A 19,991-nucleotide genomic window follows, 5' to 3' on the forward strand; every position below is an offset into this window, starting at 1 on the left:
ATACCGAATCGAGGCAACAATTATGAAAATGACTAAGAAACTTGTACTAGTAGCTGCGGCACTTCCACTTATGTTAGGTACAGCGAGTGCGTTTGCATACGGCGGTGGTGATAAAGGTGATCACAAAGGTATGCACGGTAAGTGTGGTGGCTTCGATAAGAAAGTGATGCGCCAACTAGACCTGACGGATGCTCAAAAAACAGAACTAAAAGAGATGCGCGAAGCGAACCGCGCTGAGATGAAAGCAAAACACTCAGGCAACAAAGCAGATAAAATGGCGCAAATGAAAGCGCATCACGAGAAAGTTCAAGATCTAGTTCTAGCTGATACTTTTGATGAAGCTGCAGCAAACGACCTAGCAAGCCAAATGGTTGAGAAGCAAACAGAGCGTCGCGTAACAATGCTTAAGAAGCAACACCAAATGATGAGCGTACTAACGCCTGAGCAAAAGACTCAGCTGAAAGAAATCCAACAAGAGCGCATGGCGAAGTGTGCTGACAAAATGGAAAAACGCATGAACAAAGACAAGTAATTCATGGCTTGAGAAAGCTGAATTGATTGAAAGTGTTTAGAAAAAAGCGGCCTAGTGCCGCTTTTTTGATCTTTAAAAATGAATGTATTACATCATGGCTGTCATATTCAATCGGTTGTTTGCGGGTTATACTTTGTGCTATCAGTCACTTTATAGCCAATTTATGAAACAAGAATACGCACGTTTAGTTACGCTCGCCGCTTGGGCTGCCACCATCATTGCCTCCATATTATTGGTTGTGAAGGTTGCTGCGTGGTGGGTGACAGGTTCAGTCAGTTTATTAGCTTCTGTGGTTGATTCGCTGTTGGATATCGCCGCTTCTGTCGTCAACCTAGTGGTGGTTCGCTACTCTCTTCAGCCTGCCGATAAAGAACATACCTTTGGTCATGGTAAGGCTGAGTCTCTTGCTGCATTAGCGCAGGCAATGTTTATTTCCGGTTCCGCTTGTTTCCTTATTCTTAATGGTATTGAGCGTTTCTTCCGACCGCATGAGCTGAACTCTCCTGAAATTGGTATTTATGTCAGCTTGTTCGCGATCGTAATGACCTTTGGTTTGGTTCGATTCCAAAAACATGTTGTCAGCAAAACGGGCAGCCAAGCGATAGCCGCCGATTCACTGCATTATCAATCCGACCTTTATATGAATGCAGCGATCATGCTCGCGCTAGCACTGAGCTGGTTTGGCATTGGTCAAGCGGACTCGGTATTCGCGATTGGTATCGGTATCTACATTCTTTACAGTGCCTACCAAATGGCAACAGAAGCCATTCAATCTTTGCTTGATAGAAAGCTGCCAGATGAAGAATTAAAACAGATAAAAGAGACATCGTTGAGTGTGGAAGGTGTGCTTGGTGTGCATCAACTAAGAACACGTCGTTCAGGGCCTGTTCGGTTCATTCAATTGCATTTAGAACTCGAAGATAATATCCCACTTATTGAAGCGCACCGCATTTCTGACGAAGTAGAAGACAAGCTTATCTCCGTTTTTCCTGATGCTGATGTATTAATTCATCAAGACCCGTATTCGGTCGTATTTGGACCCGAGAAGCAGCAGAAATTTCACTCATGGTAAGCGGGCTAAAAAGGGTTGGCAAATGGTAAGTAGGTGGCTTTTGAACTAAAGTGAGTAAAAATTACTAATTCTTCGGTGATTCAAAAATCACCTTAGTAACAATTAATGTTGATTCTGATGTGAATCAACAAAGTTACTGAGTAAAACTGTAATACTCTTACAGAAGTAGAAATGTTACATAATTTTACGCGATTTAAGTGCTATTCCTGTTGAGGAAATGTAACATAACGCACAAATATAGATTTAAAATCTTGTTGATATACAATCATCAAGAATAAGAATTGAATAATAGATTCCCAAAAATCGAGGGTGAGCATGATTAAGAAGATCGGTGTTTTGACCAGTGGTGGTGACGCTCCAGGCATGAACGCAGCAGTTCGTGGTGTAGTTCGTACTGCGCTATCAGTTGGCATTGAAGTTTACGGTATTTACGATGGCTACCAAGGCCTTGTTGAAGACCGTATCGAAAAGCTTGACCGTTCAAGCGTATCTGACGTGATCAACCGTGGTGGTACTTTCTTAGGTTCTGCACGTTTCCCTGAGTTCAAAGACGTTGCTGTTCGTGAGAAAGGCATCGAGAACCTTAAGAAGCACGGTATCGAAGCACTCGTTGTTATCGGTGGTGACGGTTCTTACATGGGTGCTAAGAAACTGACTGAGATGGGTTACCCATGTATCGGTCTTCCAGGCACAATCGATAACGATATCGCGGGTACTGACTACACAATCGGCTACCTAACAGCGCTTAACACTGTTATCGATTCAATCGACCGTCTACGTGACACGTCTTCTTCTCACCAACGTATTTCTATTGTTGAAATCATGGGCCGTCACTGTGGTGACCTTACGCTTATGTCAGCAATCGCGGGTGGTTGTGAGTACATCATCACACCTGAGACTGGCCTAGATAAAGATCAGCTTATCAGCAATATCCAAGATGGTATTGCGAAAGGTAAGAAGCACGCAATTATCGCTCTAACTGAGTTAATGATGGATGCGAATGAACTAGCGAAAGAGATCGAAGCTTCAACAGGTCGTGAAACTCGTGCAACGGTTCTTGGTCACATCCAACGTGGTGGTCGCCCGACTGCATTTGACCGTGTACTGGCTTCTCGCATGGGTAACTACGCTGTTCACCTTCTTCAAGAAGGCCACGGTGGTCGTTGTGTTGGTATCGAGAAAGAAGCGCTTGTTCACCACGACATCATCGACTGTATCGAGAACATGCAGAACCCAGACCGTTCTGAGCTGTTCCGCGTTGCAGAAGAGTTGTTCTAAGCCACGCTTAGCGTTCGCTTAAAAGTATTAAAAACCGCTGATTTATCAGCGGTTTTTTTGTGCCTGTTGTTTGGCTTTAAAGCTTGAATCTCAAACGATAGGCAATAAAAAAGGCCAACCTAAGTTGACCTTTCATTTAATCTAAACGGTGACGTTTAAATTAAGCTTTTGCTTCAGCTGCTGCTTTAGCGATAGCTGCGAAGCTTTTCGCGTCTAGCGCTGCGCCGCCAACTAGAGCACCGTCGATGTCTGGTTGTGCGAAGTAAGCTGCTGCGTTTTCTGGCTTAACAGAACCGCCGTATTGGATAACAACTTTTTTAGCAACGTCTTCAGATTTCTCTGCGATGTGTGCACGGATTTGAGCGTGGATGCGTTGTGCATCTTCAGCTGTAGCTGCTTTACCAGTACCGATAGCCCAGATTGGTTCGTAAGCGATGATAGCGCCTTCAAGAGCTTCAACACCTTGAGTGTTGATAACAGCGTCAAGTTGACGAGCACATACAGCAACAGTTTCGCCTGCTTCGTTTTGTGCATCAGACTCACCGATACAAAGAACTGGAGTTAGGCCGTTCTCTTTTAGGAATGCGAATTTCTTAGCAACGAATTCGTCAGACTCAGCGTGGTATTCACGACGCTCAGAGTGACCGATGATGATGTGAGATGCGCCGAACTCTTTAAGCATTGCTGGAGACATGTCGCCAGTGAATGCACCGCTGTTGTTTAGGTCAGAGTTTTGAGCACCTAGGATGATCGCGCTGCCCGCTTCAGTAAGCGTACGTTCAGCAAGATCAACGAAAAGTGCTGGTGGAGCAACTGCTACGTCTACGCCTGTTACGCCTTCAAGTTCAGCGTTAAGACCGTTTAGTAGATCAACAACCATTTCTTTGCTGCCGTTTAGTTTCCAGTTACCCATAACTACAGGATGACGCATAGGAATATCTCCAAAGTATTTAAATAAATCGAATGTAAAAAAGTAAACTTTATTACGAAATAATATAACAGAATAATATCAACAGATCATGACTGTGGTCATGACTTTCTTGGATCTTACTCAATGGTCAGAGTAGATTTTGAGCATATATCAGTGATCCGGCAGACAGAATAATAGCTAACTTCTCGGATTTTTCGTCGTTAGTTGCTATTAAGGGACAAACGATTGCGTTAACAATAGGAAGTAATAATGCCGAATCTAGTTCTAGAGTACTCAAATTCAGTGGATGAGCGAGTGAATATCCAAGGTTTACTGGAAGACCTTCATCAAGTTACATTAAACTGTGGTTTGTTTGATGTACCTTCTGTGAAGTCTCGTTCACTGCGCTGTCATAACTGGCTGGTCGGTGATGAAGAGGACAATGTGGATTTTGTTCATATTAGCTTCGAGTTACTTTCAGGGCGTACCGAAGAACAGAAAAGAGAATTGTCGCGTTTGTTGATGCAAACCTTACAAGAACAGGCAAGCCATATCCGCAGCCTAACGGTCAACATAAGGGATATGGATAAAAGTTGCTTTCAGAAAGTGATTAACTAGCTAAAAATAATCAACGAACTGAAAGTGATTAACTGACTATTTGCTGCTAACTTTTTGGTAGCGTATTAATTTTTTGAGTATTTAAGATGTCGATGAAAGATTTACTGCTCTCTTTCAAAGGGAGAATTGGTCGTAAGACTTACTGGATTTGGAATATTTTCTACTATATCGCGATTACTGGTTTTGCCACCGGTATCTCGGTTTTGTTCCCAGCATACTCCTATCTCCTGTTACCAATCTTCCTTCTATTACTTGTTATTCCAGATCTTGCTGTTACCGCTAAGCGCTGGCATGATCGCAACAAGTCTAACTACTGGCTATTGCTGAATGTACCGCTTGTACTCGGGCGACTTGCATCACCTATGGCTGCGACTACGACAGAGCCAGTATCGCCTATTCACATGGTGGCAACGGTTGCTGCACTAGTGTGTGGTTTGTGGATCTTGGTAGAATGCGGTTTGATGAAAGGCACTGAAGGCCGTAATGATTACGGTGAAGATCCCGTTTAAAGATTGGATGATTCATCAGTAAAAAGGGAGTATTGCGCTCCCTTTTTTGTTCTAAGGCATTTTGTTTTTAATGCGTTTTTTTCACTAATACATTTTAGCTTTCAGTACATTTTTGGTTCTGTATTTGGCCTGAAAGGCACGACATTTTCAGGCAGAGATTCTTCAAAATCGCAGCGGCCTTTGAGTGCATCTTGGAATTTACAGACCTGACAGCGCAGCTCTTGCATCAGAACAACATTAGCGTGATGTGGATTCTTGCAGCGGCTGACGACTAAATCGATATGACTTTGTTGAGCGCGAAGCCTGTTTTGCATGGTCTCTGAGGCTGAGCAAATCATCTGTTCGCACATCTCGTGTTTGAATTGATTGAATGCTTTCGGATCGCTTTTCGCGAGTTGGACCAGTTCATCAAAAGGGGGCAGTTTTTGATTGGGCTGTGGATGTGCCATGATTCCTTCCTTAGCATTAAGCATGTTTCATATGCTTTAAGCTTAAGAAAGAAATTTGTACAAATTTTAATCTATTGGTGTTTTCTCAATATTGAGACAGGATCAGTAACTTGGCGTTAAGGTATAAGTACAACGACGCTCGCCAGTAATGATGTGTTCAGTGCGGCTCACATGACATTCATCTTTGAGTAATTCTTTGAAAACATTGAGCTCAGATTGGCACAGGCTAGGGCAGCGAGTCGCAGCCTTGCAGATAGGGCAGTGGTTCTCGATCAAGATGTAGTGATCGTCATGCTCTTGAAGTTCAGCCATGTAGCCTTCGTCTTCACGCAGCTGGGTGAGTTTTTTAAGCTTGCTGATCAGCGAGTCACAATCAGACAGCGCGGTTTGATATTGCTTAAGGGTGTGTTGTTCACGCTCGGCCGCAACCTTAGCTAACCCCTCTTTACCAAACAGATTCTCGACAGCATCGATCACTTGAATGGTGAGCTCACCGTGTCGATCTGAAAATTGACCATGGCCTTGTTGAGTCAGGGACCAGTGGCGAGTCGGGCGACCCACTTTTACTTTAACATCATGAAACGCAAGAATACCGTCATCTTCCAAACTTTGTAGGTGCTGTCTGGCACCCATTGTCGTCATGCCAAATTCGTCTGACAGTTGTTTCGCGGTTACCGCGCCTTGACGCTTAATGGTCTGTAAGATTTTGTCGCTTGTTTTCATACTATCTCTACCTAATGAACCTTACTATTATGAGGCAAGGTGTTTATAAAGCAAACCATTTACTATGGCGTAGGTGAAATGCACAGGTTATTGATGGCCAATAAAACAAAAGGCTGATACTTGGTATCAGCCTTCGCGTGTTCTGTTGAACCTAGTTTAGGTTTACAGGATGTGACCAATCACTTCTGGGTCTTTACGTTCTAGGTAGTGAATAGACTTGATGCGACGAATAGTACGGCAGCGACCACGGATAAGCAGTGTTTCTGTGGTTGCGATATTGCCTGTACGAGTGATGCCTTCTAGTAGGTCACCCTTAGTAATACCCGTTGCAGAGAACACAACGTTGTCGCTACGAGCCATGTCTTCCATTTTCAACACAATACCCGCCGTTACGCCCATTTCAGCACAACGCTCTAGTTCAAGCTCACCGTGCTTGCGGTTCTCTTCTGTATCGCCTTTTACTTCATGACGAGGAAGCAGACGTGCGTGCATGTCGCCGTCGAGTGCGCGAATAACCGCAGCCGAAACCACGCCTTCAGGCGCGCCGCCGATGCAGTACATTACGTCGACTTCACTGTCTGGCATACACGTTAGGATAGAAGCAGCAACATCACCGTCTGGCACTGCGAATACACGAACGCCCATCGCTTGCATGTCGGCAATCACTTGATCATGACGTGGCTTAGCCAGTGTGGTTACTACCAGTGTATCGAGTGTTTTACCTAGTGCTTTCGCAATGTTTTCTAGGTTTTCTGTCAGTGGCAGTTCTAGGTCAATCACGCCTTTTGCGCCAGGACCAACAACCAATTTTTCCATGTACATGTCAGGTGCTTTTAGGAAGCTACCTTTTTCGCCTGCAGCCAATACAGCCAATGCATTTGATTGCCCCATTGCTGTCATGCGTGTCCCTTCAATTGGGTCAACGGCGATATCTACTGCATCACCGCCAATACCGACGTTTTCGCCGATGTATAGCATTGGTGCATCATCGATTTCACCTTCGCCGATAACGATCTCGCCGCTAATTTCGGTTTTGTTCAGTAGGCTACGCATTACTTCTACAGCAGCGCCATCTGCAGCGTTTTTATCGCCGCGGCCAAGCCACTTGTAACCAGCTAGTGCTGCACCTTCAGTGACACGAGAGAATGACATTGCTAAATCGCGTTTCATGCGGACTCCAAAATTTTCAAAAGGGGAATAGAAATTTCGCGGCGAATTTTACCATATCCCAAAGGAAACGTTTGCCTTTTTGTTTTTTGGGGATTGCTCTTGATCAATTTGCGGGTGAAAACAGGTAATATTCATCAAAATAATCAGTCTGTTGTCGCGGTAGTAATAATTCACGTCAATATTCGGTAAAAAGCGCTGTTTTTTTCATCGAATGGCGCAAAATATCGAATATATTGAGTGTTTATCCTTGCTCTGCTGAGTAGAATGGGGAAATAAGTGGAGTAGACCTTCACCATCAAACGGATAACTTAAAGGTAGGCCAGAATGTCTTTTGAAGTACTAGAGCAGCTAGAAGCAAAAATTCAAACAGCAGTAGATACAATTGCACTTCTTCAAATGGAAGTGGAAGAGCTTAAAGAAGAGAAACAAGCACTAGCAACAGAAGCTGGTGAGCTTAAAGAAAGCCGTCACGAGCTAGAGCAAAAAACTCAGCAAATGCAGGAAGAGCATTCAGCGTGGCAAGATCGCATCCGTAACCTTCTTGGTAAAATGGATGACGTAGAGTAATTGACTCTTCAGATTTAAAAAAACGCCCGCTACTGAGTAGCGGGCGTTTTTGTTTGTATTCTTATGCTTCGTGTTCTTATGGTTTGTTTTATTATTTGAAGCTGAGTGAGAGTTACTCGATCTCTTCTTCTTCTTCAACATCCAGATCAAGTTCTACATCTAAAGGCTCTGCCGAAAGAATAATGCCGGTGTTGTCAGCGTAGAGGTAATCCTCCGGTAAGAAGGTTACGCTGCCAAAGTTGACCGGTACGTCCAATTCGCCGACACCTTCTTGGCTCGCACCAACAGGGATAGAAGCCAAAGCCTGAATACCAATGTTCATGTCTTCTAGCTCATCGACTTCACGAACGCAACCGTAAACCACAATACCTTCCCACTCATTGTCTTCAGCAAGTAGGGCAATTTCAGCATCGATCAGCGCTTTGCGTAGTGAGCCGCCACCATCGATTAACAACACACGTCCCAGACCATCTTGCTCTAATACGGAGCGAATCAAAGCATTGTCTTCAAAACACTTTAATGTCGTGATCTGTCCTGCGAAGGATGCACGTCCACCGAAGTTGCTGAACATGGGCTCCACGACATCAACTTGATCCAAATATATGTCGCACAGTGCTGAAGTGTTGTATTCCATTAGTATACCTTTTGAACAATGAGCTTACTTTGAGTATATCGGTGCTTGATCCCTTTGCAATGATTAGTCTCATTTAACTCAATAGAGTTTGAGCTACGACAACCCCTGCAAACAATAGGTTAGTGACCAGTGAGCATTTCACAATCACTGGCATCATTGGTGCAATCTGCGCTGGTTTTTCGGTTTCCCAAACGGCCTTGCCATGTTTGTAAACAATAACAATGCTCAATAAAAACGGCAGGCTGATCCAGACCGGTTTTTCTTGAATCAGTAGGTAGATAGCGAAAGAAGCAAGGGCGAGCCCAAGCAGTGCAAAATGATAGTGTTTGGCTTTGCGTTGCCCTAGGCGAACCGCCATGGTGCGCTTACCACATTCACTGTCGTTCTCTATATCACGCATGTTGTTGATGTTGAGTACCGCAACCGCCATTAATCCACAGCCTAAGGCCGGAAGAAATAGGCTTGGCTCAACATGACCAGTGTGTAGGAAGTATGTGCCTGAAACGCCTAACAAACCGAAGAAGATAAATACCGATAAGTCGCCAAGGCCAATATAACCATAAGGTTTATTGCCCACGGTGTAAGCGATGGCAGCCATTATGGCTAATACGCCTAACGCGATGAAAGATAAGATGCTTTCAATCGAGGTTAAGGCATGAAAAATAAGAATCAGCCCAGCGAGCATGGTAAATACGATGTTGAGGATGATGGCTTGCTTCATGGTTTTCGCAGTCACCGCACCAGATTGCATTGCACGTGTTGGCCCTAGACGGTTTTCGTTGTCTGTGCCTTTTACTGCGTCGCCATAGTCATTGGCTAGGTTCGACAGGATTTGTAATAAGGTGGCAGTTAAAAAAGCCAGTAGGGCTATTGATAGAGAAAACTGACCGCCGGCGAACGCTAAACTACTTCCTGTAAGAATAGAGACGAGTGCGAGAGGCAGAGTTTTTGGTCGTGCGGCATCAAGCCAAATCAGTAGAGATTGTTTCATCGTAGGTCTATTTCTTTGTAAGTCTTCGTTTCAAACTGTGATTTGAGTATACGCCCATTTTTCGGGTAATAAAAAGCCCACTCGAAAGTGGGCCTTGAATTCGCTTATTAGCTGCTATTTCTTTGAGATAGAGCAATAAGTTGGAGTTTTGTGTGCTACAGGATGAAGCGACTTAGGTCTTCGTCTTCTACGAGCTCGCCAAGCTTAGATATTACATAAGCTTCATCAATCAGCAATTTACTGCCTGCTCGGTCTGTTGCGTCAAATGAAATTTCATCCATTAGGCGCTCCATGACTGTGTGTAGACGACGCGCACCGATGTTTTCAGTGGTTTCATTCACACGCCATGCTGCGTCTGCAATTTGGTTGATGCCATCTTCAGTGAACTCAATGCCGACATCTTCTGTTTTCATCAGGGCAATGTACTGTTCTGTCAGTGACGCCTTTGGTTCAGTAAGAATACGTTTGAAGTCATGTGCTGATAGTGCTTCAAGTTCTACGCGGATTGGTAGACGACCTTGCAGTTCAGGGATCAGGTCAGATGGCTTAGCTACTTGGAAAGCACCTGATGTGATAAACAAGATGTGGTCAGTTTTAACCATGCCGTGCTTCGTTGATACTGTGCTGCCTTCGATTAGAGGCAGTAGGTCGCGCTGAACACCTTCACGAGATACGTCTGGGCCTGAGCTGTCGCCACGCTTACAGATTTTGTCGATCTCATCGATGAATACGATGCCGTTGTTTTCAGCATTGAAGATTGCGCTCTCTTTTAGCTCTTCCTGGTTCACAAGCTTCGCAGCTTCTTCTTCAGTCAGTGCTTTGAATGCGTCTTTGATTTTCATCTTACGCTTTTTCTTGGTGTCGCCCGCTAGGTTTTGGAACATGCCTTGCAGCTGGTTGGTCATCTCTTCCATACCAGGAGGTGACATGATTTCAACGCCCATTTGCGGTGCGGCTACATCGACTTCGATCTCTTTGTCGTCTAGCTTACCTTCGCGCAGTTTCTTGCGGAAAATTTGGCGAGTGTTTGAAGAGGTGGTGTCTTCAGTTGATTGCTCGTTCTGACCCCAAGCATCACGTGCTGGTGGTAGAAGGGCATCAAGAATACGTTCTTCAGCTTGCTCTTCAGCGCGGTATTGTACTTTTTCCATCGCTTGTTGATGTGTCATCTTGATCGCAACGTCCGTTAGATCACGGATGATGGTCTCAACTTCTTTACCAACGTAGCCAACTTCGGTGAACTTAGTTGCTTCTACCTTGATGAACGGCGCATTAGCGAGTTTCGCTAGACGGCGAGCAATTTCAGTTTTACCCACACCCGTTGGGCCAATCATCAGGATGTTTTTTGGCGAAACTTCAACACGCAGGCTTTCTTCAAGCTGCATACGACGCCAGCGGTTACGTAGAGCGATAGCCACTGAACGCTTAGCGTTGTCTTGGCCGATAATGTGGCGATTGAGTTCGTGAACAATTTCGCGAGGAGTCATCTCAGACATGGTTTTTCCTTAATTCTTTAATCACTGTTGAATACAACGTTATTGATGGAAGCAGTCGTTACTCTGGCTTTGGCAGCTCAACGGTGCTTTCTAGTTCTTCAATAGTGTGGTGATGGTTGGTGAATACACAGATATCGCCAGCAATGTTCAGCGACTTTTCTGCGATTTCACGCGCATCTAAATCAGTATTTTCTAATAGTGCAGTCGCTGCTGCTTGAGCGAAGTTACCGCCCGAACCGATCGCAATCAGGTCGTTCTCTGGTTGAACGACGTCACCGTTACCAGTAATGATCAGCGAAGCGGTTTCATCCGCGACTGCTAGCAGTGCTTCTAATTTACGTAGAGCACGGTCGCTACGCCAATCCTTCGCCAGCTCAACGGCAGCTTTGGTCAGGTGGCCTTGGTGCATTTGCAGCTTGCTTTCAAATTTTTCGAATAGCGTGAAAGCATCTGCCGTACCGCCAGCAAAACCAGCCAGTACTTTGTTGTTGTATAGGCGACGTACTTTACGGGCATTGCCCTTCATTACAGTATTGCCTAGAGATACTTGTCCATCACCCGCGATGACGACTTTATTATTACGACGTACAGATACAATGGTAGTCACGAGTAGGGCCTCTTAATATTTCTTATCTTTGGGTATAAAAAGTATATGAGGATGGTGCTCGGATAATTCAAGGAAGGGCGAGTGATGTCGCGCAACTTATCGGCGGAAGTTGTAAGGAAAACTGACTAAAGGGAGTAAATAAAAGAAAACCTCCACAATGGGAGGCTTTCGGAGTTTGGTTTTCGGCTTTTGCTAAGATTAAGTAAGACTGCGACTATCGCTAAATCTAAATCTAAATCTAAATCTAATCGGTGTCTTTCCAAATAGCGCAAGGTTCGATTTTCGCCCGTTGCAGCTTATGACGATCGCGCTCGGCGTCACGCTTCAACTTGTATGGCCCTAGAACCACACGGTACCAGCTACTGCCGTCTTTTTTACGGATTTCACTCGAGATGCCTTGGAACGCAATATCTAACTTGCGCGTTTCTGCCTGTGCTGACGTTTTGTAAGCGCCACACTGCATCACGTAAGGGATCTTAGAGATCTCTTGCTCTTTGGCTTTAACTTCAATCTCGCGGCTTGGCAGCGTTTCAACGTAGTCCCACTTCTCTTCAGGAGGCGGTGGAATCACTTTCGCTGGTTTTGGCTTAGGTTTTGGTTTGGTAGCCACAGGTGTTGGTGCTGACGGCTCAGGATCATTACTCAATAAGTAAAGTCCATAACCAAAACCACCGGCAAGGAGGATCGCCAAAAGACCACTGCGCCAAGGTTTACGGCGAGGGGCTTGTTTCTTGGTCGGTTTTTTCGTGCCACGACCGCGCTTTACATAATCTCTATTAGCCACAAGACAATTCAATAGTTGCTGATTCTGTCCTCATGGTAATCCAGATTGCGCGAGGATAATAGTGCAGAAATGGAAGCGGCACATCAAAATGTGCCGCAGATTTATAAGGGTATTTCTGAGGGTTACATTCGAGGTGGTGCGGTGCTGCCTCTAACGACTAATTTAGCTTCAAGCAGACGCGAACCTGCTTGCACATCGTTGCCCTTCAATAGATCCAGCATCATCAACATCGCTTGGCGTCCAATCTCATAGCGAGGCTGAGAAATAGTGGTTAGCGGTGGATCGCAGTATTGAGCGAATTGGATGTCATCGAAGCCAACAATCGATAGGTCTTGAGGAACGCGTAAACCTAGCTTCTTCGCTTCTTGAATCGCACCAATCGCCATCGCATCGTTATGACAGAAGATCGCTGTAGGTTGTTCAGGAAGTGCGAGTAATTGACGAACCGCTTGCGCACCAGCTTCAAAGGTGAAATCGCCCACAGTGCTGTAAGCTGGGTTCATTGATACTCCAGCGCGGCGCAATGCTTGTTGGTAGCCTTGTTGACGGAACTTACACAGGGTTGCAGTCGTTGGTCCAGAGATCTGAGCGATGCGCTTATGACCTAACTGAGCGAGGTAATTCACGGCTTCAAATGCAGAGGTTAGGTTGTCGATGTGAACCGTTGGCAGTTCAAGCTCAGGTGCGAATTCACACGCCATAACCATTGGCGGTAAATTCTTTTGCTCAGGCTTACTGACATCAAACGGATGATCAGTGCCAAGCAGTAGCATACCGTCTGCTTGTTTTGTGAAGACCAAGTTAACAAATGAAGACTCACGCTTCTTTTGTTGGCCACTGTCACCCAGTAGAACGAGGTAGTCATTCTCTACAGCGGCATCTTCGATACCACGAATGATTTCGGCGAAGTAAGGGTCACAGATATCAGGAACGATAGTGATGATGGTTTTTGATTCGTTGCGACGTAAATTTCTAGCTAATGTATTGGGTGAGTATCCAGCTTCAAGTACTGCTGTCTCAACTCGTTTACGAGTCGAAACCGAGACTTTTTCAGGGTTCATCAATGCACGTGATACCGTTGCCGTTGAGACGCCTGCTAGCTGGGCAACATCCTTCATTGTCGCCATAAATTAAACCCTCTTTTAAGTTCCTTTGTCGCCTAAGTATTTAAGGCGTGAATAATTAATACAATCGGATAGATATTATGAAAGTGTTGCTAACACTTTTTTTATTGCAATATTTTATTCGTTTCATCCGTGTAAAGTTACGGCTAGATTAACAAAAATCACATGACTAGTGTGAGGTTGCTCACGAGAAATATGAAATATTTGTGAACAAACTTATCATTAGTTTTAACCCAAGTAGGTTTAGCTCAAATCTTGCGGCTCAATATCGAGTGACCAACGGACTTTTTTCGCAGCAGGTAACATATTAATTGCCGGCTTCGCACTCATTAATAACTTCTGCATTAACGAACGAGTCTGAGTTTGTAGAATCAACTGCCAGCGTGATTTACCCGCTCGCTTGGCCAGTGGCGCTGGGGTGGGACCTAGAACCATGCAATATTGGTCAAACAACGGATGCGATTCTAATGTATGACGAACCTGACGCAAGAACTCTTCCACCAAACGTGTGTCATTGGCTTCCGCTCTAAACAGAGTCATAAAGGTATAAGGTGGCAGCATCGCTTGTTTACGCTCGGCCAATGCGGTTTGGGCAAAGTGGTTATAGTCTTTGTGCAGCAACGCTTGTAACAAGCCATGTTCTGGATGGTGAGTTTGTAAGATAACCTCACCCGGCTTACTGGCACGGCCTGCTCGACCGGCGACTTGAGTAAACAGTTGCGCCAACCGTTCAGAGGCGCGGAAGTCACTACTATATAAAGACGCGTCCACATCCAATAACGCCACAAGTGTCACGTCAGGAAAGTGGTGACCTTTAGCAAGCATCTGTGTACCGATAAGAATTTGGTATTCACCTTTACGAATCGACTCTAGCGCGCTTTCTAAGCTGCCTTTGCGGCGGGTGCTGTCTCGGTCAATACGAATGGTTTTGTATTCAGGGAATAGCTGACCAAGTTGAGCCTCTAACTGTTCGGTACCTACACCCACCGTCACCAAGTTAGCTGAACCACAGCCTTGGCAATTGTGCACGATATGCTGTTGCGAACCACAATGGTGGCAGCGCATTTCATTACTGTACTGGTGATAGGTGTAGTAGGCATCACAGCGCTTACATTCGGCTGTCCAACCACAATCGTGACACATCAGTGCGGGAGAGAACCCACGACGGTTGAGAAACAACATCACTTGGTTGCCTGCTTTGAGGTGTCTTTGCATTTCAGCAATCAACGACGCAGACAAGCCACTTTCTAGATATTCACCCTTCACATCCAACACTTTATTGGTGGTCGGCAGCGCGACACCCGCACGTGAAGTAAGGGTGAGATAACTGTATTTACCGATCTGAGCGTTGTGCAGCGTTTCAAAGGCCGGAGTCGCCGAGCCTAACACAACCGGGATCTGCGCTTTATGAGCACGCATGATGGCTACATCACGAGCGTGGTAGCGTAGGCTATCTTGCTGCTTATAAGAGGCGTCGTGCTCTTCATCGACAATGATAATTCCCAGATCAGCGAAGGGAGTGAACAGAGCCGAGCGCGTACCAATCACAATGCCCGCTATTTTGTCTCGCGCTGATAACCAAGCATTCAGTCGTTCAGAATCGTTTAATCCAGAATGAATCACCTCAACAGGCACATTAAAACGACGCTTAAAGCGATTAATCGTTTGTGGAGTGAGGCCTATTTCCGGTACCAAGACTAACGCTTGTTTACCTTGGTCGAGAATCGGCTTGATCATATTCAGGTAGACTTCGGTCTTACCTGAGCCGGTAACCCCCTCTAGCAAGAAGCAACTAAAATCGGTTTGGCTATTTACTGTCGCAATCGCGATCGCTTGTTCAGCATTGAGCTTCGGCTTGTCTTGTTCGTTTTCAAGTTCCACTGGCCACGGTTGGCGCTTTGGCTTTTTCTCTACCGACTCAATCCAACCTTTCTCTTCCAACGTTTTAAGCACCGCGCTCCCGACTTCTTCATCAATGAATTCTTGATGAGGAACCGGGCCGTGCTCAAGCATGTGCATCACTTTGGCTTGCTTAACCGCACGACCAAAGCCTTGCATCAGTTGATCTCTGCCTGATGGGGTCAATTGCCACTCGACAAGCGTTGCGAAGTCGGCAGCTTTGCCTTTTCGTAAAGCGCTTGGTAGAGCATTAGCCAAGGTTTCACCCAGTGGATACTGATAGAACTGGCTGCACCATACCAAGAGTGAGTAGACCGATTCTGGCCAAACGGGTTGGTTGTCTAATAAGGCTTTAATGGGCTTGAGCTTGTCTAGCTCGAATTCAGATTCGTTAACCAGAGCTGTAACAATACCTGTTAAGGTTTGTCGTCCAAAAGGCACAGAGACTCGTCCACCAATAATCGGGAATAGGTGGTTAGGAATCTTGTAATCGAACTGCTTGTCTAGTGGAACAGGCAGTGCCACGCGGGCAATCATTGGACGCATAAAGGGACAGCTTTATCTGAGTTGACGAGAGCGAACAGTCTAATGGATAAGGGCGTTAAATTCGAGGAGCAGTTTGGATGAGAGTATCGAGTTAACGCGGGAAGATAACGAGAGTCCGAAATCTCAGGCCGACAAAGGAAATAAAGAGGCTATTGGTGAAAAATGTATCAAATCAGTTGATCCTGCCTTATAGATTCATTACTATACTGCGCCTTAAAGGTATGGCTTTATCGCAGTTTAGTGATGCAGCGGTGTCTTTATTTTATTTTTTAACTACGTGTGGTGTGCGGCTTAGAATCGTATAGCGACACGGCCTACTTGAGGTTATCCCATGAAAACTGGTATCCACCCAGAATACAAAGCAGTTTCTGCAACTTGTTCTTGCGGCAACACATTTGAGTTCAACTCAACGCTTGCAAAAGAATCTATCCACCTAGACGTATGTGACAAATGTCACCCATTCTACACTGGTAAGCAACGTATCGTAGATACTGGCGGCCGTGTTGATCGCTTCAACAAGCGTTTCGGTGCTCTTTCTAGCAAGAAGTAATTCTCGCTATTTAGACATAAAAAGGACACTTCGGTGTCCTTTTTTGTTGCCTGAAATTTAAGAAAACGCTGAATCTTATTCAACCATCAACTTCTCGAAACGACAGGCAACCCGCTTGAGTTTTGTTTCATAACTTACACCCCACACTCCATTCTTGAAATCCGCTCGAAAGTTCAACAAGCGACAGTAATTTCAACTGCTCACTGGTCTTATTAGTAGTGAAATCTCGTTTTTTAATGAGACAGAGGCTTTAACCACCTAGGAACTTTGAAGTACATCTATTAACATGAACAAGATCCCCCAAATAATAATATCCTAGGAACCTACACCTATGTCTGAAGACAGCCGCCAAGATCAATCCTCTCAAGCGTTATCGCCTCAAGAACAATTCCGTCAGCAAGCTCTTGATTACCATGAGTTCCCAATTCCAGGCAAAATTGCCGTAGAACTGACGAAGCCTGCAAACTCTGCAGAAGACCTAGCACTTGCATACAGCCCAGGCGTGGCTGAGCCTGTTCGCGAGATCGCACAGAACGTTGATAACGTTTATAAGTACACAGGTAAAGGCAACATGGTTGCAGTTATCTCTAACGGTACAGCGATTCTTGGCCTAGGTAACCTTGGCCCTATTGCTTCTAAACCTGTTATGGAAGGTAAAGCGCTACTGTTTAAGCGTTTTGCTGGTTTAGATTCTATCGATATTGAAGTAAAACACCGCACAATCGATGAGTTCATTGATACGGTTGCGAATATCGCAGATACATTCGGTGGTATTAACCTAGAAGACATCAAAGCACCTGACTGTTTTGAGATTGAGCGTCGCCTGATTGAGCGTTGTGATGTCCCTGTTTTCCACGATGACCAACACGGTACAGCAATTGTAACGGCTGCAGGTATGCTGAACGCGATTGAGCTTCAAGGTAAGAAGCTTGAAGAGTGTAAGATCGTTTGCTTGGGTGCTGGCGCAGCGGCGGTTGCTTGTATGGAACTGCTGATTAAGTGTGGCGCTCAGCGTGAGAAGATCTACATGCTTGACCGTAAAGGTGTGATCCACACTCGTCGTGAAGACTTGAATGAATACAAAGCGCTATTCGCAAATAATACGGATAAGCGCACGCTTGAAGATGTTATCGAAGGTGCTGACCTGTTCTTGGGCGTATCGGGTCCTAACCTGCTACCAGCTAAAGCACTCACGCTGATGGCTGATAAGCCTGTTGTGTTTGCATGTTCAAACCCGGATCCAGAGATCAAGCCAGAGCTTGCTCATGAAGTTCGTTCTGACCTTATCATGGGTACAGGCCGTAGCGATTACCCGAACCAAGTAAACAACGTACTTTGTTTCCCATTCATTTTCCGTGGTGCGCTTGATGTGCGTGCGAGCGAAATCAATGATGAGATGAAGCTGGCTGCGGTTAAAGCGATTCGTGAACTAGCGAAAGAAGAAGTTCCGGCTGAAGTACTCGCCGCTGCCGGTGAGACTGCACTGGAGTTTGGCAAAGGCTACATCATTCCTAAGCCAATGGATCCACGTCTACTTCCTCGCGTAGCAAAAGCGGTTGCAGTAGCGGCCGTTGAATCTGGCGTAGCTCGTATTGAGATGCCTGCTAACTATATGGCTTAATGCTTTAATAGCTCAATAGCTCAATAGCTTAAAAGCTGTTGCTCTATTGAGCGAAAAAGAATAATAAAAAACCGACTCATAGGAGTCGGTTTTTTTTATGTCTATCATTCACAGAGCAGCTACCGATAAAGTAGTGGGTGATGTGACAAATAAGGTTCAGCTATAGCGAATCAATATTGAAGGCAGTGACTGAGTTGTTTTTATTCTTCGTCAAACGCTTCGAATTCGATACCCATCTCTGTCATCAGCTTTTTCACTTCAGTCGGGATGTCGTCTGGACGGTCTTTACGGAGATCTTCATCCGTTGGCAGTGGTTGGCCTGTGTACGCATGTAGAAAGGCTTCGCACAGTAGCTCACTGTTTGTTGCATGGCGTAGGTTATTAATCTGGCGGCGAGTGCGCTCGTCAGTAAGAACCTTTAACACTTTTAGAGGGATAGAAACTGTAATTTTTTTTACTTGTTCGCTTTTCTTTCCATGCTCAGCATATGGGCTTATGTATTCACCATTCCAGTCGGCCATTGCGTACCTTCATCACTTTAGTTGTTAGAATAAATTAATAGTGGTGATTTTAGCGGGATTTACTGCCATAAGCAAAGACATATAGACGTCCAGAAGTGTTGACGTCTCACATTTATGAAAGTAAAGTGAATAACATATATCTAACACAGCCGCAGAATGCCGACAAGCCGCTGTGATTCTCAGACGCAAAACTTGTAAGGAAGCACCTATGAGCAGCCGGAAGCCAGCAACAATCGCAGTACGTACTGGTATCGAGTCAGACACGCAACACCATGCCGTTGTCCCACCTATTTATCTTTCGACTAACTATGGGTTTCCCGCTTTTGGTGAAGTGCCAAAGTACGATTACACCCGTTCTGGTAACCCAAACCGTGGTTTATTAGAAACGGCATTGTTTGAGCTTGAATCTGGCAAAGGTGCAGTGGTAACTAACTGTGGCACTTCGGCACTTAACTTGTGGGTATCCGCTTTCTTAGGCGGTGATGATCTTATTATCGCACCACACGACTGCTACGGTGGTACTTACCGCCTATTTAATACCCGCTCGTTAAAAGGTGACTTCAAAGTCTTGTTCGTTGATCAATCGGATCAAGCAGCGTTGGATGCGGCGATCGCGCTCAAGCCAAAGTTGATCTTAATAGAAACGCCATCGAACCCGTTAGTTCGTGTGGTTGATATTGCAGAGACTTGCCGTAAAGCGAAAGAGGTTGGTGCTCTGGTTGCTGTCGATAACACGTTTTTGACGCCTGTGTTCCAAAAGCCTTTAGAGCTGGGTGCTGATTTTGTTATCCACTCAACCACCAAATACATCAACGGACACTCAGATGTTATTGGTGGCGTTGTCGTGACGAAAACTGAAGAGCACGCTGAAGAGCTAGCATGGTGGGGCAACTGTATTGGTGCGACCGGCACACCATTTGATAGTTACATGACTCTACGTGGTATTCGTACGCTAGGTGCGCGTATGCGTGTTCACGAAGAGAGTTCACGTGAAATTCTGACGGCTCTGCAACAACAAGATCTGGTGGGCACTATTTACCACCCAAGCCTTCCTGAACACCCGGGTCACGAGATCGCGAAGAAACAGCAGTTGGGCTTTGGTTCCATGTTGAGCTTTGAGTTTGCGGGCTCTTTTGAAGCACTTAAATATTTTGTAGATAAGTTAGAGCTATTTTCTTTGGCTGAATCACTGGGTGGGGTTGAAAGCCTGATTTGTCACCCTGCGTCGATGACTCACCGTGCGATGGGCGAAGAAGCATTGGCAGAAGCGGGTGTTTCTCAACAACTACTGCGCCTTTCTGTTGGCCTTGAAGATGCGGAAGACCTAATCGACGATCTCAAGCAAGCGTTTGAAAAAACACAACGCTTTATTGCTGAAGGGGAGGTTTAA

The 19,991-nt window shown here is 45.4% G+C and carries 21 protein-coding genes; 9 read left to right on the forward strand and 12 right to left on the reverse strand.

All coding sequences use genetic code 11. The features are described from left to right. Positions 1-22 precede the first annotated feature (22 nt). The 3 genes from AACT19_RS21300 (at position 23) to pfkA (ending at position 2,882) form a co-directional block, all read left to right on the forward strand. The gene (locus tag AACT19_RS21300) at positions 23-532 is read left to right on the forward strand and encodes a CpxP family protein (protein ID WP_076648678.1); all 510 of its coding nucleotides are present in this window, start codon (positions 23-25) and stop codon (positions 530-532) included. A 163-nt stretch (positions 533-695) separates the two neighbouring features. Then, entirely contained in the window at positions 696-1,604 is a 909-nt protein-coding gene (gene fieF / locus AACT19_RS21305) for a CDF family cation-efflux transporter FieF (protein ID WP_026012358.1), read from the forward strand. Between the two features lie 315 nt (positions 1,605-1,919). Continuing rightward, positions 1,920-2,882, forward strand: a complete 963-nt coding sequence (gene pfkA, locus AACT19_RS21310) for a 6-phosphofructokinase (protein ID WP_004729705.1) — start codon at positions 1,920-1,922, stop codon at positions 2,880-2,882. A 160-nt stretch (positions 2,883-3,042) separates the two neighbouring features. Here pfkA and tpiA read toward each other — a convergent pair whose 3' ends face one another. Beyond that, complete coding sequence (tpiA, locus tag AACT19_RS21315) at positions 3,043-3,813, reverse strand: triose-phosphate isomerase (RefSeq protein ID WP_004729704.1); 771 nt, start codon at positions 3,811-3,813, stop codon at positions 3,043-3,045. 249 nt (positions 3,814-4,062) lie between these two features. Here tpiA and AACT19_RS21320 point away from each other — a divergent pair, with 249 nt between their 5' ends. Then, a complete protein-coding gene (locus AACT19_RS21320) occupies positions 4,063-4,410 on the forward strand; it encodes a 5-carboxymethyl-2-hydroxymuconate Delta-isomerase (protein ID WP_004729703.1) in 348 nt (115 codons plus the stop codon). An 86-nt stretch (positions 4,411-4,496) separates the two neighbouring features. Next, positions 4,497-4,919: a DUF805 domain-containing protein gene (locus AACT19_RS21325; protein WP_004729700.1), complete on the forward strand. Its 423-nt coding sequence runs from the start codon at positions 4,497-4,499 to the stop codon at positions 4,917-4,919. 101 nt (positions 4,920-5,020) lie between these two features. Here AACT19_RS21325 and AACT19_RS21330 read toward each other — a convergent pair whose 3' ends face one another. The 3 genes from AACT19_RS21330 to glpX all read right to left on the reverse strand — a co-directional run bounded on the left by AACT19_RS21330 (position 5,021) and on the right by glpX (position 7,261). Further along, a complete protein-coding gene (locus tag AACT19_RS21330) occupies positions 5,021-5,368 on the reverse strand; it encodes a DUF3135 domain-containing protein (protein WP_017086006.1) in 348 nt (115 codons plus the stop codon). Positions 5,369-5,470: 102 nt separating this feature from the next. Continuing rightward, positions 5,471-6,091, reverse strand: coding sequence for a helix-turn-helix transcriptional regulator (locus tag AACT19_RS21335; protein WP_076648680.1), 621 nt, complete (start codon positions 6,089-6,091; stop codon positions 5,471-5,473). Positions 6,092-6,253: 162 nt separating this feature from the next. Next, positions 6,254-7,261 carry a class II fructose-bisphosphatase gene (gene glpX / locus AACT19_RS21340; protein WP_004729697.1) on the reverse strand — a complete coding sequence of 336 codons (1,008 nt, stop codon included), beginning with the start codon at positions 7,259-7,261 and terminating at the stop codon, positions 6,254-6,256. Between the two features lie 324 nt (positions 7,262-7,585). Between glpX and zapB the strand changes: the two genes are divergently transcribed. Continuing rightward, positions 7,586-7,828, forward strand: coding sequence for a cell division protein ZapB (gene zapB, locus AACT19_RS21345; protein ID WP_004729696.1), 243 nt, complete (start codon positions 7,586-7,588; stop codon positions 7,826-7,828). Positions 7,829-7,940: 112 nt separating this feature from the next. Here the strand turns inward: zapB and rraA are convergent, their stop codons facing one another. From rraA to priA, 7 genes are all read right to left on the reverse strand, one after another. After that, positions 7,941-8,462, reverse strand: a complete 522-nt coding sequence (rraA, locus tag AACT19_RS21350) for a ribonuclease E activity regulator RraA (protein WP_054542259.1) — start codon at positions 8,460-8,462, stop codon at positions 7,941-7,943. Positions 8,463-8,535: 73 nt separating this feature from the next. Further along, complete coding sequence (locus AACT19_RS21355) at positions 8,536-9,453, reverse strand: 1,4-dihydroxy-2-naphthoate polyprenyltransferase (RefSeq protein WP_017080187.1); 918 nt, start codon at positions 9,451-9,453, stop codon at positions 8,536-8,538. A gap of 155 nt (positions 9,454-9,608) precedes the next feature. Next, the gene (gene hslU / locus AACT19_RS21360) at positions 9,609-10,949 is read right to left on the reverse strand and encodes an HslU--HslV peptidase ATPase subunit (protein WP_017077598.1); all 1,341 of its coding nucleotides are present in this window, start codon (positions 10,947-10,949) and stop codon (positions 9,609-9,611) included. A gap of 58 nt (positions 10,950-11,007) precedes the next feature. Then, positions 11,008-11,556, reverse strand: a complete 549-nt coding sequence (gene hslV / locus AACT19_RS21365; protein ID WP_004729692.1) for an ATP-dependent protease subunit HslV — start codon at positions 11,554-11,556, stop codon at positions 11,008-11,010. 244 nt (positions 11,557-11,800) lie between these two features. Then, positions 11,801-12,340 carry a cell division protein FtsN gene (gene ftsN / locus AACT19_RS21370; RefSeq protein ID WP_076648682.1) on the reverse strand — a complete coding sequence of 180 codons (540 nt, stop codon included), beginning with the start codon at positions 12,338-12,340 and terminating at the stop codon, positions 11,801-11,803. 122 nt (positions 12,341-12,462) lie between these two features. Beyond that, complete coding sequence (gene cytR, locus AACT19_RS21375; protein WP_004729690.1) at positions 12,463-13,467, reverse strand: DNA-binding transcriptional regulator CytR; 1,005 nt, start codon at positions 13,465-13,467, stop codon at positions 12,463-12,465. Positions 13,468-13,707: 240 nt separating this feature from the next. Further along, positions 13,708-15,909: a primosomal protein N' gene (gene priA / locus AACT19_RS21380; protein ID WP_004729689.1), complete on the reverse strand. Its 2,202-nt coding sequence runs from the start codon at positions 15,907-15,909 to the stop codon at positions 13,708-13,710. A gap of 331 nt (positions 15,910-16,240) precedes the next feature. Here priA and rpmE point away from each other — a divergent pair, with 331 nt between their 5' ends. Both rpmE and AACT19_RS21390 read left to right on the forward strand, forming a co-directional pair. Continuing rightward, positions 16,241-16,459, forward strand: a complete 219-nt coding sequence (gene rpmE, locus AACT19_RS21385; RefSeq protein WP_004729688.1) for a 50S ribosomal protein L31 — start codon at positions 16,241-16,243, stop codon at positions 16,457-16,459. A gap of 331 nt (positions 16,460-16,790) precedes the next feature. Beyond that, positions 16,791-18,080 (forward strand): malic enzyme-like NAD(P)-binding protein, encoded by a 1,290-nt coding sequence (locus AACT19_RS21390; RefSeq protein ID WP_017077602.1) that lies wholly within the window; start codon positions 16,791-16,793, stop codon positions 18,078-18,080. A gap of 200 nt (positions 18,081-18,280) precedes the next feature. Here AACT19_RS21390 and metJ read toward each other — a convergent pair whose 3' ends face one another. Then, the gene (gene metJ, locus AACT19_RS21395; RefSeq protein ID WP_004729686.1) at positions 18,281-18,601 is read right to left on the reverse strand and encodes a met regulon transcriptional regulator MetJ; all 321 of its coding nucleotides are present in this window, start codon (positions 18,599-18,601) and stop codon (positions 18,281-18,283) included. Positions 18,602-18,809: 208 nt separating this feature from the next. On the opposite strand from metJ, the gene AACT19_RS21400 reads away from it, so the two are divergent. Next, positions 18,810-19,991: an O-succinylhomoserine (thiol)-lyase gene (locus AACT19_RS21400; RefSeq protein WP_029222061.1), complete on the forward strand. Its 1,182-nt coding sequence runs from the start codon at positions 18,810-18,812 to the stop codon at positions 19,989-19,991.

The sequence above is a fragment of the Vibrio sp. 10N.222.47.A9 genome, from assembly GCF_963872585.1.
Lineage (GTDB): Bacteria > Pseudomonadota > Gammaproteobacteria > Enterobacterales > Vibrionaceae > Vibrio > Vibrio splendidus.

Coding starts and splice junctions, on each gene's coding strand:
- fieF (WP_026012358.1), top strand. CDS start 696: ATGAAACAAGAATACGCACGTTTAGTTACGCTCGCCGCTTGGGCTGCC.
- AACT19_RS21355 (WP_017080187.1), bottom strand. CDS start 9,453: ATGAAACAATCTCTACTGATTTGGCTTGATGCCGCACGACCAAAAACT.
- rraA (WP_054542259.1), bottom strand. CDS start 8,462: ATGGAATACAACACTTCAGCACTGTGCGACATATATTTGGATCAAGTT.
- rpmE (WP_004729688.1), top strand. CDS start 16,241: ATGAAAACTGGTATCCACCCAGAATACAAAGCAGTTTCTGCAACTTGT.
- AACT19_RS21330 (WP_017086006.1), bottom strand. CDS start 5,368: ATGGCACATCCACAGCCCAATCAAAAACTGCCCCCTTTTGATGAACTG.
- glpX (WP_004729697.1), bottom strand. CDS start 7,261: ATGAAACGCGATTTAGCAATGTCATTCTCTCGTGTCACTGAAGGTGCA.
- AACT19_RS21320 (WP_004729703.1), top strand. CDS start 4,063: ATGCCGAATCTAGTTCTAGAGTACTCAAATTCAGTGGATGAGCGAGTG.
- tpiA (WP_004729704.1), bottom strand. CDS start 3,813: ATGCGTCATCCTGTAGTTATGGGTAACTGGAAACTAAACGGCAGCAAA.
- cytR (WP_004729690.1), bottom strand. CDS start 13,467: ATGGCGACAATGAAGGATGTTGCCCAGCTAGCAGGCGTCTCAACGGCA.
- metJ (WP_004729686.1), bottom strand. CDS start 18,601: ATGGCCGACTGGAATGGTGAATACATAAGCCCATATGCTGAGCATGGA.
- priA (WP_004729689.1), bottom strand. CDS start 15,909: ATGCGTCCAATGATTGCCCGCGTGGCACTGCCTGTTCCACTAGACAAG.
- AACT19_RS21300 (WP_076648678.1), top strand. CDS start 23: ATGAAAATGACTAAGAAACTTGTACTAGTAGCTGCGGCACTTCCACTT.
- AACT19_RS21335 (WP_076648680.1), bottom strand. CDS start 6,091: ATGAAAACAAGCGACAAAATCTTACAGACCATTAAGCGTCAAGGCGCG.
- pfkA (WP_004729705.1), top strand. CDS start 1,920: ATGATTAAGAAGATCGGTGTTTTGACCAGTGGTGGTGACGCTCCAGGC.
- AACT19_RS21325 (WP_004729700.1), top strand. CDS start 4,497: ATGTCGATGAAAGATTTACTGCTCTCTTTCAAAGGGAGAATTGGTCGT.
- AACT19_RS21400 (WP_029222061.1), top strand. CDS start 18,810: ATGAGCAGCCGGAAGCCAGCAACAATCGCAGTACGTACTGGTATCGAG.
- hslU (WP_017077598.1), bottom strand. CDS start 10,949: ATGTCTGAGATGACTCCTCGCGAAATTGTTCACGAACTCAATCGCCAC.
- AACT19_RS21390 (WP_017077602.1), top strand. CDS start 16,791: ATGTCTGAAGACAGCCGCCAAGATCAATCCTCTCAAGCGTTATCGCCT.
- zapB (WP_004729696.1), top strand. CDS start 7,586: ATGTCTTTTGAAGTACTAGAGCAGCTAGAAGCAAAAATTCAAACAGCA.